Raw genomic sequence first — 14179 nt, forward strand, 5'->3', positions numbered from 1 at the left:
GAGCTAAACGCCGATGTCGCGGGCTTTGCGCCTCTGAGCTGAAGCCTCCCGTGCACTACTGCTTGAACCGATGTACCCGAGCAACGGCCAGATTGCAGCGTTCTGGGCTTGCATATCCCAAAAGATATTGAGAATTGCCCAGACGATCCAGGTAATAGTAAGCGTCCCGGCAAAGAGTCCCGGTCTCCATACCATCGTGCGGCTTCCCTTGGGGCGCAGGAACCACTGAGTGAGCACCGTACCAACCCCCACTAGGCCAATCGCCCACAAGGTTATAGCTAGTTCTCGGCTGAGGTACCAGGTGATAAAACCGTGTAGGCCCCACAGTCCCACCATGATGAGGGGCGCATAGATGCTGTTACCAGGGGAGTTCTGCTGAATCGTCATTGAAGATCACCAATCCTGTTACTTTGCGGGCTGAGTTGAAAGAGAGTTGGCCGACCGGCTCACCATTTTCGTGGCGCAGCCGGTAGGTGAGTACAAAGCCGGAGCCTGACTGCTCTACCACGGTTTTTTTCACCTCAATAAAGGGGCCACATGCCTCAAGTACCTGCTGCCAGGTTTTCAGAATCTTGCGTTTAGACAGCAACCGGGCGGTTGTGTAGGTCATGTGGCTGTGTACATGCTCGATGTCACTGTGAGCCAGGGCAGCAAAGAGGGCTTCGGTAATCTGCTCCAGCTCCACCTGAATCTGTGAGAGAGACCGGGCGTTGTAGACAGTCTCTGAAAAGCGCTGGGCGGCAGCCTGCTTGGTCACGCCAATCGCCGAGCCGATAAGTTGCCAGGTCGCGCCGCCTGCGCGAGCCGCCTGCACAGCGTCCTCAAGCGCACGGGTAGCCTGGCTAACCTGCTCGTTAGCGGCGCGGACGGCGGTAATGCGCGGGTCGTTGGACTGCACGGGGCCTCCTTTCTTAGACGCTTTCTTAGGTGCGTCAAGCAATCTTGACGTATCACAAGTATGTGATTGTTCTTGGGTGCCTGTCAAGAGGTTTTGACGATTCACCGATTGGGCTTGAGGTGCTGCCTATGCTGAGGGCGCGTATGTGGAAAATGTTTACTTTAAAACTAACCCCTGTTACTTTCTTGCGTCATCTGTCAAAAATGACATGACTAGGCATGTCATTGGTTGGCATGCCCAGTCATGCTCTATTTTTCACCTCAGGGTGAAATTTTGTCTTTTTTCTTAAAAAGTTCGCTTAGTAGTTGCTCAGCCTGCTGAAAGTATGTAAGGTTATTACCAGTTGCTCAGCCTACTGATAGCACTCATCGGGAGAGCTCGGCTGGCGCAACACCTCGTACTGAGAGTCGCAAAGAAAGGCAATAGCTCATGGCTACCAACGAAACCATCGAAACCCTGCGCAACAGCACCGTATTCGGCACCGACGGTGAAAAGATTGGCAAGGTAGGCGAGCTCTACCTCGACGCCCAGACCGGTGAACCCACCTTCGTTACCGTCAACACCGGTTTCTTCGGCACCAACGAATCCTTCATCCCCGTGGACAAGGCCCGCTACGCAGGCGAAGAAATCCACGTTCCCTACACCAAGGAATTCGTCAAGGGCGCCCCCAACATCGCAGAAGACGGCGAACTTTCACCCGCTGAAGAGCAGCGCCTCTACGAGTACTACTCACTCACCGCAGGCACCGCAACCGCTGGCACCGCAACTGCCGGTGTAGCTAACACCGAGCGTCCTGCCGCCGACGCCCACGCAGCTCAGGCCACCGCAACTGCCGAGAACGGCGACGTCGTTGCCCACGAAGAGCGCCTGAACGTTGGCACCGCCACCAGCGCAACCCAGACCGGCCAGGTCCGCCTGCGCAAGGTCGTCCGCACCGAAAATGAAACCGTCGAGGTGCCCGTCCGCAAGGAAGAAATTGTTGTTGAGCGCACCAACCTCAAGGACGGCGAAGTTGTAGAAAACTACGACTTCGACTCCGCCGAGGCACAGGCAGACGTTACTGTCACCGCCCACGAAGAGCGCCCCGTTGTCTCCACCGAAACCGTAGCCACCGAGCGCGTCTCAGTTGGCAAGGAAGTACGCACCGACACTGAGCGCGTCTCAGCAGACGTCCGCAAGGAAGAAATCGTTGTAGAAGGCGACAACAAGTAAGCCTCGCTCTAAGCCTCTAGCGCTGAACCACAGCCTCATGAAGGGCCCCGGGAATGAACCACCCGGGGCCGTCTGTTTACCCTCACAACTCACGGAAGAACAATGACTCATCTCGTAGATCCCCGCAGTAAATACCCCGTCATCGCACCACCCGAACAGACCCAGCCCGAACCTGGTCTTGACGCTGAAATGACCCCCAAAGCCGACCTCGGCATCGACAGCTACCGGGGGACAGGGCGCCTCAAGGGCCGCCGTGCCCTCATCACCGGCGGTGACTCGGGTCTGGGAGCTGCCGTCGCCATCGCCTACGCCCGCGAGGGTGCTGACGTTGCCATTGCCTACCTTCCCGAAGAAGAACCCGATGCGCGCACCATCATTGAACAAATCGAAAAAGCTGGAGTACAAGCCCTGGCTCTACCCGGTGACCTACGGGAACTAGAGCAGTGCCAGCTGATTGTTGAAAAAACCGTTGAAGCCTTCGGTGGGCTCGATATTCTCGTCAATAACGCCAGCCGTCAGGTGTGGCACGAAAAGCTCGAAGACCTCTCAGACGAAGACTTCGATGCCACCATGAAAGCTAACGTCTACTCGTCCTACCGGGTCACCAAGGCTGCACTACCGCACCTTCAGGCAGGTTCCTCCATCATCTTCACTTCCTCAATTCAGGCCTACGAGCCCAGCGAAACCCTGCTGGACTATGCCCTGACCAAGGCAGCCCAGAACAATTTCAGCAAGGGTCTAGCCCAGGCGCTAACGCCGCGCGGTATCCGTGTGAACTCGGTAGCACCCGGCCCCTTCTGGACTCCGTTGCAGCCCAGTCACGGTCAGCCCCAGGAAAAGCTCACCCAATTCGGGCAAGACACACCCCTGGGGCGTGCCGGTCAGCCTGCTGAAATTGCCGGTGCCTACGTATTCCTGGCCTCAGACGAAGCTAGCTACGTCTCAGGCGAGACCCTGGGCCTCACCGGTGGGCGCCCCACCCCCTAAGCACTCATAGCCTAGTACCCTGGCGGGCGTCCGCCCCACCCTGCACTTGCCCAGCTACCAGCTGGCGCAGCGGCAATCAGGTGGGGAGGGCGTCCTTCTCTTTGCTCTAGCTAACAGCGCCCTCGCGGGGTTTGTGCCAGAATTGGAAGGTTATGACAGAAGAGACTTTAGAGACCGGCCAGACCCCGGCCCGTGCCAAGCAACTAAAATTGCCTCCCCTGCGATTGGGCAAGCACACCATTGACACCCCGGTGGTGCTGGCACCCATGGCTGGCGTTACTAACAAGGCCTTCCGCCGGCTCTGCCGCGACTACGGTGGCGGGCTGTACGTGACCGAGATGGTCACCGCGCGGTCCCTGGTGGAGCGTAATCCCGAGTCCCTGCGCATTATTGACCATGATGGCGACGAAAAAATCCGCTCCATCCAGATTTACGGGGTGGACGCCGTCAACGTGGGTAAGGCAATCCGCATGGTGGTCGAAGAAGACCGCGCCGACCATATTGACCTGAACTTCGGTTGCCCCGTGCCCAAGGTGACTAAGTTGGGCGGCGGCTCAGCCCTGCCCTGGAAGACCGACCTCTTTACTGCCATCGTCCAGACCGCCGTGCGCGAGGCTTCTCGCGGGGACGTACCCCTGACCATCAAGATGCGCAAGGGCATAGATGAGGACCATCTGACCTACCTGGAATCAGCCAAAATTGCCCGCGACGCCGGGGTTGCAGCTATCGCCCTGCACGGCCGCACCGCCGCCCAGCACTACTCGGGTAAGGCTGACTGGGACTCCATTGCCAGCCTGCGCGAAGCTATCCCCGACGTGCCAATTCTGGGCAACGGCGATATTTTCTCAGCCGAGGACGCCATCGCCATGGTTGAGCAGACAGGGGTGGACGGCATTGTGGTCGGCCGCGGTTGCCAGGGTCGCCCCTGGCTCTTTGGCGACCTTCAGAACGCTTTTGAGGGCTCGGAAGAGCGCCACCGCCCCTCTGTTTCTGAGGTGGCGGATATGATTTATCGCCACGCGGAATTGCTGGTTGAGACTTTTGGGGATGAGACCCGCGGCCTGCGCGAGATCCGCAAGCACGTGGCCTGGTACTTCCACGGCTACCCGGTGGGCGGTAAGCTGCGCGCCAAGATGTCGACCGTGCCCACCCTCGAGGCCTTCCGCGAGTACCTGGCCGAGCTGGACCACTCCATCGGCTACCCCGGTGCCGCCGTTGAGGGCCCTCGCGGACGTGCTGGCAACCCCAAGAAGCCCCACCTGCCCGATGGTTGGCTGAATTCCCGCGTCCTGGGGGACGCAGAGCGCCTGGGCCTGGTGGACGCCGAGCTGGATATCAGCGGCGGCTAGGGGAGCGGACGGCCGGGCCCGGCTAATCCATGTCGGGCGGTGGAGGGTCGGTGGGAGTTTTACCTTTCCACAGGTTCATGTCCCACATGATGGAGAAGAGGCTCATCATATGGAGGCTGTGAAAGACAGCTCCGCACTCTTCACCGTAAATGTCGCTGGCTGGGTCTGAGGCGGCGATTGCCCGTACCGCCGTGATATTGAGGCAGATAACAAGAATCAGTAGGAGAAGCCCGAGTATCCACTCGTAGACGAGTAGGCTAGCGGCCGCCATAGTGAGAAGGAGCGTGGCCCAGCCTTTGAGAGTATTGCCCAGAAAGAACTCGTGGGTACCCAGGTAACCCTGCCAGCAAGCCATCTGGTAGGCCCTGGACTTGGTGCGAATAAGCCTCTCGTACCGAAAGCGCTCCAGGTCGCCGTAGCTGGGCACATACTTCTCACTCATAGAACATGACTGTACCGCCCGGTAGGTTCTAAAAACACAGGTTACGTGAGTGCTTATCAGAATCGCGCAGGGCCCATGAGTGGCGTGGGCGCTGCACGATTCTTGTGGACACTGATTTTGCGAAATATAAGTGTGGGGAAATTTATTAACAGAAGCCAAGCGTGTAACCTGTGGCACATGAAGTATTCAGTGGTTATCGTGGGTCTTGGAGCGATTGGTTCGTATCTTGCAGGGGAGCTAGCTGCTCGTGGGCATTCAGTGCTTGGAATTGAACAGTACGCCCCGGTGCATGACCGCGGAGGATACTCTGGCGAATCTCGACTTTTTCGTATGGCCTACCACGAGGGAGCTGAATATGTGCCGCTTCTCAAATATTCACGTAACTACTTCATCGACCTAGATACGCGTCATCCCGCAAAACTTTTTCACCAAACAGGGGCTCTTACAATCGGACATCCCAATGGTGCAGGGCTGATTGGTGTTCAAGACTCTATCAACAACTTTCATATTGATTTCGAAGCATACGATGCAGAAGAACTGAGGCGCCGCTACCCCCAACACGCTGATATCACAGATGAAATTGGCATTCTCGATAAGCAAGGCGGGGTGCTGTATTCAGACGCTATCGTGCACCAAATGCAACAAGAAGCGAAAGCGGCTGGTGCGGAGCTGCATACACACGAAGAAGTTGTAGGCTTCGAAGAAACTGCCCGCGGAGTTAAGGTGCGCACTGTCCGAGATACCTATAAGGCTGACCATCTCATCGTCTGTACAGGAGTATGGTCTAAGACCCTTGTACCAGAACTAGACCCGTACGTGTCGATTGTTCCCATTAGCTTGGGATGGTACATCACTAATGGTGTTACGGACTATGCTCCCAGCTCTTTTCCTGGCTTTATTAGAGAATCAAATGGGTCCCATCTCTACGGTTTCCCTTGTCTCGATGGGATGACCGTAAAGGTAGGTAACGTTGGCAACCGTTCTGAGGTGCCTACCCCGCGGGAGCTTCCACCTCGAGCATCTGGCCCAGCTTTACGAGAACCTGCGCAATTAGTTGCTCGGTATCTGAAAGGGGTCACAGACGGACCCGCCCGCCACTCTATGCACATGGATCTATTTTCTCAAGATCATAGGCCGATTATCGATCGTCTTTCGGGGCGGATTATAGTAGCTACAGCTTTTTCTGGGCATGGCTTCAAATTAACCCCGGCTCTCGGCCGTGCCATCGCAGATTTAGTTGAGGACCAAGAACCAGCTTTTTCATTACAGAACTTCAACCTAAGTCGTTTCTTTGAACCCTCGGCATAGGTTTTCTCGGCAATACAACTTGAACCACATCTACAGTAAACAGCGCACCCCACACGCAAAGGAGCGATTCCCGTGGACTTTACTCCCTGGGCTCTGGTCATTGACCTGGGTATTATCGGGCTGCTGCTCACGGTTAGCACCGTACTGCGAGCTCGCATTAAATTTATTCAAGAACTGATGATTCCGGCTCCCGTTATTGCGGGATTTTTAGGGCTAGCTTTGGGGCCAGCCGGGGCTAACTGGTTACCGTTTTCAAGTGCGATTGGCTCATACGGCTCGGTACTTATTGCTGCCGTCTTTGCTTGTATCGCGTTAGGAACAGACCTGAGTCTCAATAAGCTAGGACGCCCTTTGGGACAGTTCTTGAGTTACACAGTCCTGCTCTATTCCGCCCAAGTTGTTGTAGGTATTTTATTAACTCTTTTACTGCTGGGGCCTCTGTTTGATACCCCAGAAGCATTTGGAGTGGTTCTATTCTCGGGATGGGCTGGTGGATTTGGCACGGCAGCTGCAGTAGGAGATGTTTTTACTCAGGCCGGACAAGAGGAGATACAGTCATTAGCTTATACCTCAGCAACGGTCGGTCTACTCATTGGGATTTTAGGCGGCGTAATTATCGCTAAGTATGGCGCTAAAAAAGGTTATGTTGAAGAGTTTGCAGGCCTTAAAGAGTTACCTGAGGAAATTCGAACAGGCATTCTTCCTCAGAAAGCTAAGCGGCCCTCTATCGGTACTCACGTATTTTCTAGTTCTTCAATCGATACCCTAGGCTTTCATTTGGGTGTTATTGCTGCTATTACCGCGATTGGCTATATGGCTCAGCAGTATCTTAAAGGGTTTTTCCCATCAGTTTCGATTCCTGTTTTTAGCTTGGCTTTTATCTTGGGACTCATCGTTCGCCTGAGTATAGATAAGCTCAAGCTGGGCCATTTCGTTGATCGAACCACTATGCAGTCTATTTCTGGCACTGCTACCGATGTATTGATCGTTTTCGGTATTGCTTCTATTAAGCCTGGCTTAGTAGCAGATTACTGGGTGCAGCTAACTATTCTATTTGCCGTGGGTCTTGTTCTTTTGCTGGTTCTTGGGTTGGTGCTGGCTCCTCGTGTTCTTGATCAGGGCTGGTTCGAGAAGCAAATTTTCACGTGGGGCTGGGCTACAGGAGCCTTAGCACAGGGCATTGCCCTACTGCGCATTGTTGACCCGAAACTTAAGTCCCGCACGCTTGAAGATTACGCCTTGCTCTCGATTTTTAATCAGAATGAGATTCTGGCAGTTACTTTTATTCCTGCTTTAGTCGTTGCTGGTGCTTCATGGACTGTTGCTGGAATCTGGGGGCTAGTCACAGTGGTTGCCATTGTTGCGCTCTTTATATTGGCGAGGGGCGGGCATAACGCGCACTCGCGGATGAAGAGATAGCCCTGGAGCTAAGAAGACCCTGGATAGAATCATGGTATGCAGATTGAACTGACCCGATTTCGGGTAAAACCAGGCAAGCGACATAAGGTCGATGAGTGGATGCTTTTCCTCAATCAGAACATGGAGGCTGTCAAGGAAACACTAGAGCCTGAGCACATGTATGTTGAGACAATCTTTGCTGAAACAATCGATGGAACCGATTACCTGTACTGGTATTCGGTGCGTGGGGAGGCCGGCTTAGAACAGAAGGTTACTGAGTCTGAGCACTGGTTGGACGAAAAACACGTCGAGTACTGGCGTGAATGTATCGATCCTACGTACCCGCCCCAAGATCTGTCGCCGCGCGTGCACATGCTGCCTGACCGCGTCCTGGCATCTATGAAGCCGCTGTCCCAGTAAACAGCGCATACCAGAATCGCGCAGGGCCCACGAGCGGCGTGGGCCCTGCGCGATTCTGGTGGGCGGTAATATGTTGGGCGTTGAAGAGCATGGTCACTCTTACTGCCGATGGATGAGAGAATCAAACCGGTATTGCGAACTGTTTCCTTAGGTTTCCCCAGATGAACGTTATATTTACCGGTGCTAATGTCTGCACCTAGCATGGAGCACATGCTTATTTCAGGTCTCTTTGTGGGTGCCGCCCTAGGTTTTGTGCTTCAGCGCGGTCGGTTCTGCGTCACCGGTGCTTTCCGTGATGTTTGGGTTGCTAAAAATACCTGGTGGCTTGGAGCCCTTTTCGTAGCTATTAGCGTCCAAGCTATAGGACTAGCTCTTTTTAACAGCACGGGCTACCTGCCTACCGAAACCGTAGCTAGCGCCTTTGCTCCTTTCGCTACTGTGGTGGGTGGATTTATCTTTGGAATCGGTATGCTCCTTGCCGGGGGATGCGCGACGGGTACCTACTATCGCGCTGGTGAAGGCCTGGTAGGGTCTTGGTTTGCCCTCATCTTCTATGCTCTCTTTGCCGCTATTTTCAAGTTCGGGCCGCTAGGACAAAGCACAAAAACCGTGCAGTCCTGGGGCGTGACTGAGAATGCAACGATTTACCAGAGTCTTGGCGTTTCTCCCTGGGTTCTCGTTGGTATCTTGGTTCTTATCACCGGAATCTGGGTCTACCGTAACCTCACTCGGCCTAAACTGCCCGTCGCTACCCTGCCTGCCGAAAAGACCGGTTTAGCTCACATCCTCTTTGAAAAAGCCTGGAACCCTTACATCACAGGCGCTATCATCGGCCTCATCGCTCTTATTGCCTGGCCTTTGAGTTGGGCAACTGGGCGTCAATGGGGTCTTGGCATCACCGGCCCTAGCGCTAACCTCACAGCTTTCCTGACAACGGGTGACACCGATTATGTTGACTGGGGCCTTTTCCTTGTTTTAGGGATTCTCCTAGGGTCTTTCATTGCAGCTAAGGCAAGTGGAGAATTTAAAATTCGTGTACCTAGTGCTGACATTATCGTGAAATCAATTCTCGGCGGTGCCTTGATGGGGTGGGGCGCCGCATGGGCTGGAGGTTGCACGATCGGTAACGGCCTGGTTGAAACGTCTATGTTCTCGTGGCAGGGATGGGTAGCCTTTGTAGCTATGCTGCTGGGTGCTGGCCTTGCTTCAAAAATCTTTATCGTCAATCGCTTTCAACTTATCAAAGCCTAAGGAGACATCATGGCACAGCGAATTCTCGAAACAGATGGTCTGATTTGCCCTTTTCCCGTCCAAGAAGCCAAAGCAGCCATGGCTGAGCTTAGCTCCGGCGACGAACTGGTTATTAACTTTGACTGCACCCAGGGCACTGAAGCAATTCCGAGGTGGGCAGCTGAGAACGGTTACGGAACGAAAGACTTTGTTAAACGTGGCCCTGCTGAGTGGAGTATCACGGTCATCAAGGCATAACTGAGCTTATTCAGTTCTGATCAACTTCATCATAGGTATCTGTCGCCGCGCGTGCAAATGCTGCCTGACCGCGTCCTGGCATCCATGAAGCCGCTGCCCCAGTAAACAGTGCTTACCAGAATCGCGCAGGGCCCACGACGCTCGTGGGCCCTGCGCGATTCTCGTGGCCACTGAGTTTGTGAAGGGTAAGGGCGGGCGGACGCTGCACCCCGCTTCCCTGCCTCTGGGCAGGAAGAGCGGGGGGCGGCGTCCGCCCCACTGAGCTGGGTGCACCCTCTAGACTTAAAACATGCACACCCACACCCTGAGCCCTGAAACCCCGGCCGATACCGCAGAAATTCGTGACCTGCTCCTGGCTGCCTTTGAGACCAGCTACGAGGCCGACCTGGTCGATGCCCTGCGCGGCAACCCCAACGCCTGGGAACCGGGAATCTCCCTCACAGCCCGCGACACCGTCACCGGTGCTCTTATCGGCTACATTCTCATCAGCCGCTGCTGGGTGGGGTCCTGGCCTGCCTATGCGCTCGCGCCCCTGGCCGTCCACCCCGATTACCAGGGCAGGGGAGCGGGCACCGCCCTGGCAGGTGAAGCTCTAGCCCGTGCGGCGGCGTCCGCCCAGGTCAGCAATGCACCCACCAGCCTGCTGGTGCTCGGTGAGCCCGCCTACTACAGCCGTTTTGGGTTCGAGCCGGCAGCCCGCCACGGGGTACGCGCAGTCATCGAGGGTGTTGAGCCAAATGCCCTGGCAGAAGCCCTGCAACTCGTTAACCTCACCCCCGACTACCCGCCTATCTCAGGCGAGGTCACCTGGCCCGCAGAATACGGCCTCGACCAGGGCGATGACCTCTAAACTGGAATCCCAGGCCTAGATTGAACCGGTAGAGAAAAGACGAGATTCATGAGCAGCACCTTCACCCCAGAACAGGCCCCCACTCCCGGCTATAGCGCAGCGGACGCTGAACGCTGGGTTCCCGAACACCACAAGTTTGTCTACCGCTCGCCCTTTGAACGCGACCGCGCCCGCGTGTTGCATTCTGCGGCTCTGCGCCGTCTCGGCGCTAAAACCCAGGTGGTTGACCCCGATACCGACGACTTCGTGCGTACCCGCCTGACCCACTCCCTGGAAGTTGCCCAGATTGGCCGCGAGTTGGGGCGTATGCTGGGCTGCGACCCCGACGTGGTCGATACCGCCTGCCTCTCCCACGACCTCGGCCACCCGCCCTTTGGGCACAACGGTGAAACCGCCCTCGACCGGCTAGCGGCGGACGCCGGTGGTTTTGAGGGCAACGCCCAGACCCTGCGCCTGCTCACCCGCCTTGAACCCAAGGTGATTAGGCACGACGGCGGTTCTGCCGGGCTGAACCTGACCCGGGCGTCCTTGGACGCAACCTGCAAGTACCCCTGGACCCGCACCAACGCCCCCGCCCGAACCGACGGCAAGCCCAACCGCAAATTTGGCATCTACACCGATGATCTGCCCGTCTTCGAATGGCTCCGCGCCGGGGCCGCTGAAGCCGGGGCTGCCCCCACCCAAAAATGCCTGGAAGCCCAGGTCATGGACCTCGCTGACGATATCTCCTACTCCGTGCACGACGTTGAGGACGCCGTCTTCGGTGGGCACGTGCAGCTCGATGACCTGAAAAAGGCGGACGCCCGCCAGCAGGTTTTCGACAAAACCCGGCTCTGGTACCTGCCCGGGGTTGAGGACGCCACCCTCGACAAAGCCCTAACCCGCTTAGAGAACCTCAACCGTTGGGTGCCGAACATGACGGGGACCCGCTCGTCCATGGCGGCGTTCAAGGCCCTTACCTCTAAACTCATTGGGCGTTTTGCTGCCAGCGCCATGCTGGCAACCCGCGACGTCTACGGGGACGAACCGCTCACCCGCTACCAGGCCCAGCTGGTGGTACCCGAAGAAACTGAGCACGAAATCGCCGTGCTCAAGGGTATCGCCACGGCTTTTGTGATGGCTCCCCGCGATGCGGCAGCCGCTCAAACAACCGAGGGGAACCAGCAGGAGATCCTTGAATTCCTGGTGCACGCCCTCTTTGATAACCCCAACTATCTCGACCCGGTCTTTGCCGCCGACCTGCAGGAGCTGGGGCGCAATGACGATACTGCCCGCCTGAGACTGGTGATTGACCAGGTCGCCTGCCTGACCGATCGATCCGCGGTCGCCCTCTTCAAGCGAATCACAGGAACCCACTGGGCGGTTGGCGATAAACCGCTGTGGTAGATACACACTGCTAAGGACGTGACACATGAGATACAAGAAATCCTTCAAACAGATCTTTATGGCGGCGCTGGCGAGCCTGCTCATCGGCTTGCTCGCCGGGTCGCTGACCGGCCTGTGGATTGTGGGTGTAGGCTCCTTCATCGTAACCCTGTTAATTGCGCTCTCACCGGAATCCTTCGGGCTGGGGCGTACCCGCCCGGGGCCACTCGATGACGATCTCTACAGCTAAACATGTTGGTGCCCACAAGGCATAAAACTCCCGAGTCCCCGGCTTGACGCCCCCGACTAGAATTGAACCCGTGGCAGGCTTAATCAAACGAGAAGACATTGACGAGGTGCGCTCCCGCACCGACATCCGCGAAATCATCGAAGGGTACGTAACCCTCAAATCCGCCGGTATCGGCTCTTTCAAGGGCCTGTGCCCCTTCCACGATGAACGCACCCCGAGCTTCCACGTGCGCCCCCAGATGGGTACCTACCACTGCTTCGGCTGCGGCGAATCGGGCGATGTGATCAGCTTCCTCATGGAAATGGACCACACCTCCTTCACCGAAACCGTCGAAAAACTCGCCGCCCGTATCGGCTACGAACTGCACTACGAGCAGGGTAGCGGTATGAGCCGCGAAGAAGTAGGACGCCGCCAGCGCCTCCTCGATGCCCACAAGATTGCAGCGGAGTTCTTCCAAAAAAACCTCTACACCCCTGCCGCCGTTGAGGCCCAAAAGTTTCTCGGCGCCCGCGGCTTCGACCCCGCAGCCACCCAAAAATTCGGGGTAGGCTTTGCCCCGCGCGGCTGGGATAACCTGCTTAAATACCTCATGAACAAGGGCTTCACCACCGAGGAACTCCGCGAAACCGGCATGTTCTCAGAGGGGCAGCGGGGCCTCTACGACCGCTTCCGCGGGCGTATCATCTGGCCCATCCGCAACATCACCGGCGAAACCATCGGCTTCGGCGCTCGCCGCCTCTTCGATGACGACCAGGGGCCCAAATACCTCAACACCCCCGAGACCGCCCTCTACAAAAAATCACAGGTTCTCTACGGGCTTGACCTGGCCAAACGCCCTATCGCCAAGAAGAAGCAGATTGTGGTCGTCGAGGGCTACACCGACGTCATGGCAGCCCAGCTGGCCGGCATCGACACCGCCGTCGCCACCTGCGGCACCGCCTTCGGCACCGACCACATCAAAATCGTGCGCCGCCTCATCTCCGACGACGGCACCGGCGGCGAAGTCATCTTCACCTTCGACGGCGACGCCGCCGGCCAAAAAGCCGCCCTCGCTGCCTTCTCAGAAGACCAGCGCTTCGTCGCCCAAACCTTTGTCGCCGTCGCCAAAGACGGCATGGACCCCTGCGACCTGCGCCTAGCCCGCGGGGACGCTGCCGTACGCTCCCTCATCGCCTCCCGGCGTCCGCTCTTCGAATTCGCCATCGACGCCACCCTCGCCAACTACGACCTCGGCACCCTCGAAGGGCGCGTGCGCGGCATGCGCGCCATCGCCCCCATCATCGCCGGAATCAAGGACGCCGCCCTGCGGCCAGCCTACGTACGGCAAGTATCCGGGCAGTTAGGGCTAGACGCCGCCGAAGTGCAGCGAGCTGTCAGCGCAGCGGCAGCTAACCCGCAGGCGTCCGCCAGCCAGCGAGCCGAAGCCGCAGAAGCAGAACGCGCCGCCCGAATCGCAGCAGAAGAAGCCCCCGCCCCCGTAGAAGACCCCTACGAGCTGCCTGACCTACGCGACCCCGCAGCCCGCACCGAGCGTGAAGCACTCGAAATTGTGCTGCAATACCCCCAGTACCTCTCCCTCGAACAGTGGCAGGAACTAGCCACCGTGCACTACCGCTACCGGGCCCACAGCGGCATCGCCCAGGGCATCATCGGGGCAGCCTCCACCATCGCTCCTGAGCCCGGAGCCACCTGGGTCAATACCGTTCGCGCCCACGCCCCCGAACCCGTCCACACCCTCATCGCAGAACTCACCGTCGCCCCCATCCCCGCCCGCACCGACGACCAGCTCAACCGTTACTCCCGCGACATACTCAACCGCCTCTTCGAACAAGAAATCACCCGACAAAAATCGGACCTCCTCATGCAGCTCCAGCGCCTATCGCCCCAGGACAACGCCGAGGCCTACCGGGAGATCCAACAGCAACTCCTCACCCTCGAACTCCGCCGCCGCAGCAAAATGCAAGGCCAAGACTAAGATGTGATGTAGTTAACCCCATCTTGATTTGCACGGGGTGAAAACCCCGTGTAAAGTTATTACTCGTTGCAGCGATGGAAACAAAGCAAACAACATTCCCCCGTAGCTCAATTGGCAGAGCATTCGACTGTTAATCGAAGGGTTACTGGTTCGAGTCCAGTCGGGGGAGCAAATAAACAGCCCGGTCTTATGGCCGGGCTTTTTTGTATGCTTACGCTCTCCACCTGTGGCACTGGC

At 57.2% G+C, this 14179-nt stretch carries 15 protein-coding genes and 1 tRNA gene; 13 read left to right on the forward strand and 3 right to left on the reverse strand.

Going from position 1 to position 14179, the window contains the following annotated elements; translation table 11 throughout:
* Positions 1–3: 3 nt before the first annotated feature.
* Together ACED88_RS00475 and ACED88_RS00480 are read right to left on the reverse strand one after the other, a co-directional pair.
* Positions 4–387 (reverse strand): hypothetical protein, encoded by a 384-nt coding sequence (locus ACED88_RS00475; RefSeq protein ID WP_449108425.1) that lies wholly within the window; start codon positions 385–387, stop codon positions 4–6.
* Positions 359–898: a DUF3887 domain-containing protein gene (locus ACED88_RS00480; RefSeq protein ID WP_449108426.1), complete on the reverse strand. Its 540-nt coding sequence runs from the start codon at positions 896–898 to the stop codon at positions 359–361. The genes ACED88_RS00475 and ACED88_RS00480 overlap by 29 nt, the downstream gene beginning before the upstream one ends.
* A gap of 429 nt (positions 899–1327) precedes the next feature.
* On the opposite strand from ACED88_RS00480, the gene ACED88_RS00485 reads away from it, so the two are divergent.
* The 3 genes from ACED88_RS00485 (at position 1328) to dusB (ending at position 4446) form a co-directional block, all read left to right on the forward strand.
* Positions 1328–2110 (forward strand): DUF2382 domain-containing protein, encoded by a 783-nt coding sequence (locus tag ACED88_RS00485; RefSeq protein WP_449108427.1) that lies wholly within the window; start codon positions 1328–1330, stop codon positions 2108–2110.
* A 102-nt stretch (positions 2111–2212) separates the two neighbouring features.
* Positions 2213–3097, forward strand: a complete 885-nt coding sequence (locus ACED88_RS00490; protein WP_449108428.1) for an SDR family oxidoreductase — start codon at positions 2213–2215, stop codon at positions 3095–3097.
* Positions 3098–3249: 152 nt separating this feature from the next.
* The gene (dusB, locus tag ACED88_RS00495) at positions 3250–4446 is read left to right on the forward strand and encodes a tRNA dihydrouridine synthase DusB (RefSeq protein ID WP_449108429.1); all 1197 of its coding nucleotides are present in this window, start codon (positions 3250–3252) and stop codon (positions 4444–4446) included.
* 22 nt (positions 4447–4468) lie between these two features.
* Here dusB and ACED88_RS00500 read toward each other — a convergent pair whose 3' ends face one another.
* The gene (locus ACED88_RS00500) at positions 4469–4888 is read right to left on the reverse strand and encodes a hypothetical protein (protein ID WP_449108430.1); all 420 of its coding nucleotides are present in this window, start codon (positions 4886–4888) and stop codon (positions 4469–4471) included.
* A 177-nt stretch (positions 4889–5065) separates the two neighbouring features.
* Here ACED88_RS00500 and solA point away from each other — a divergent pair, with 177 nt between their 5' ends.
* The 10 genes from solA (at position 5066) to ACED88_RS00550 (ending at position 14111) form a co-directional block, all read left to right on the forward strand.
* The gene (gene solA, locus ACED88_RS00505) at positions 5066–6196 is read left to right on the forward strand and encodes an N-methyl-L-tryptophan oxidase (protein WP_449108431.1); all 1131 of its coding nucleotides are present in this window, start codon (positions 5066–5068) and stop codon (positions 6194–6196) included.
* A gap of 72 nt (positions 6197–6268) precedes the next feature.
* The gene (locus tag ACED88_RS00510) at positions 6269–7615 is read left to right on the forward strand and encodes a sodium/glutamate symporter (RefSeq protein ID WP_237197327.1); all 1347 of its coding nucleotides are present in this window, start codon (positions 6269–6271) and stop codon (positions 7613–7615) included.
* Between the two features lie 36 nt (positions 7616–7651).
* Positions 7652–8014, forward strand: a complete 363-nt coding sequence (locus ACED88_RS00515; protein ID WP_449108432.1) for a DUF6176 family protein — start codon at positions 7652–7654, stop codon at positions 8012–8014.
* A gap of 231 nt (positions 8015–8245) precedes the next feature.
* The gene (locus ACED88_RS00520) at positions 8246–9265 is read left to right on the forward strand and encodes a YeeE/YedE family protein (RefSeq protein WP_237197324.1); all 1020 of its coding nucleotides are present in this window, start codon (positions 8246–8248) and stop codon (positions 9263–9265) included.
* 9 nt (positions 9266–9274) lie between these two features.
* Entirely contained in the window at positions 9275–9502 is a 228-nt protein-coding gene (locus ACED88_RS00525; RefSeq protein WP_237197321.1) for a sulfurtransferase TusA family protein, read from the forward strand.
* A gap of 289 nt (positions 9503–9791) precedes the next feature.
* A complete protein-coding gene (locus tag ACED88_RS00530; protein ID WP_449108339.1) occupies positions 9792–10352 on the forward strand; it encodes a GNAT family N-acetyltransferase in 561 nt (186 codons plus the stop codon).
* Between the two features lie 48 nt (positions 10353–10400).
* The gene (locus tag ACED88_RS00535; protein ID WP_449108433.1) at positions 10401–11738 is read left to right on the forward strand and encodes a deoxyguanosinetriphosphate triphosphohydrolase; all 1338 of its coding nucleotides are present in this window, start codon (positions 10401–10403) and stop codon (positions 11736–11738) included.
* 25 nt (positions 11739–11763) lie between these two features.
* A complete protein-coding gene (locus ACED88_RS00540; protein WP_237197309.1) occupies positions 11764–11967 on the forward strand; it encodes a hypothetical protein in 204 nt (67 codons plus the stop codon).
* A 70-nt stretch (positions 11968–12037) separates the two neighbouring features.
* Positions 12038–13942, forward strand: a complete 1905-nt coding sequence (dnaG, locus tag ACED88_RS00545) for a DNA primase (protein ID WP_449108434.1) — start codon at positions 12038–12040, stop codon at positions 13940–13942.
* Between the two features lie 96 nt (positions 13943–14038).
* Positions 14039–14111, forward strand: a tRNA-Asn gene (locus ACED88_RS00550).
* The last annotated feature ends 68 nt before the right edge of the window (positions 14112–14179 follow it).

The organism is Rothia sp. 11273D007AR, from assembly GCF_053547255.1.

Coding starts and splice junctions, on each gene's coding strand:
- ACED88_RS00475 (WP_449108425.1), bottom strand. CDS start 387: ATGACGATTCAGCAGAACTCCCCTGGTAACAGCATCTATGCGCCCCTC.
- ACED88_RS00485 (WP_449108427.1), top strand. CDS start 1,328: ATGGCTACCAACGAAACCATCGAAACCCTGCGCAACAGCACCGTATTC.
- ACED88_RS00490 (WP_449108428.1), top strand. CDS start 2,213: ATGACTCATCTCGTAGATCCCCGCAGTAAATACCCCGTCATCGCACCA.
- dusB (WP_449108429.1), top strand. CDS start 3,250: ATGACAGAAGAGACTTTAGAGACCGGCCAGACCCCGGCCCGTGCCAAG.
- ACED88_RS00500 (WP_449108430.1), bottom strand. CDS start 4,888: ATGAGTGAGAAGTATGTGCCCAGCTACGGCGACCTGGAGCGCTTTCGG.
- solA (WP_449108431.1), top strand. CDS start 5,066: ATGAAGTATTCAGTGGTTATCGTGGGTCTTGGAGCGATTGGTTCGTAT.
- ACED88_RS00515 (WP_449108432.1), top strand. CDS start 7,652: ATGCAGATTGAACTGACCCGATTTCGGGTAAAACCAGGCAAGCGACAT.
- ACED88_RS00525 (WP_237197321.1), top strand. CDS start 9,275: ATGGCACAGCGAATTCTCGAAACAGATGGTCTGATTTGCCCTTTTCCC.
- ACED88_RS00530 (WP_449108339.1), top strand. CDS start 9,792: ATGCACACCCACACCCTGAGCCCTGAAACCCCGGCCGATACCGCAGAA.
- ACED88_RS00535 (WP_449108433.1), top strand. CDS start 10,401: ATGAGCAGCACCTTCACCCCAGAACAGGCCCCCACTCCCGGCTATAGC.
- ACED88_RS00540 (WP_237197309.1), top strand. CDS start 11,764: ATGAGATACAAGAAATCCTTCAAACAGATCTTTATGGCGGCGCTGGCG.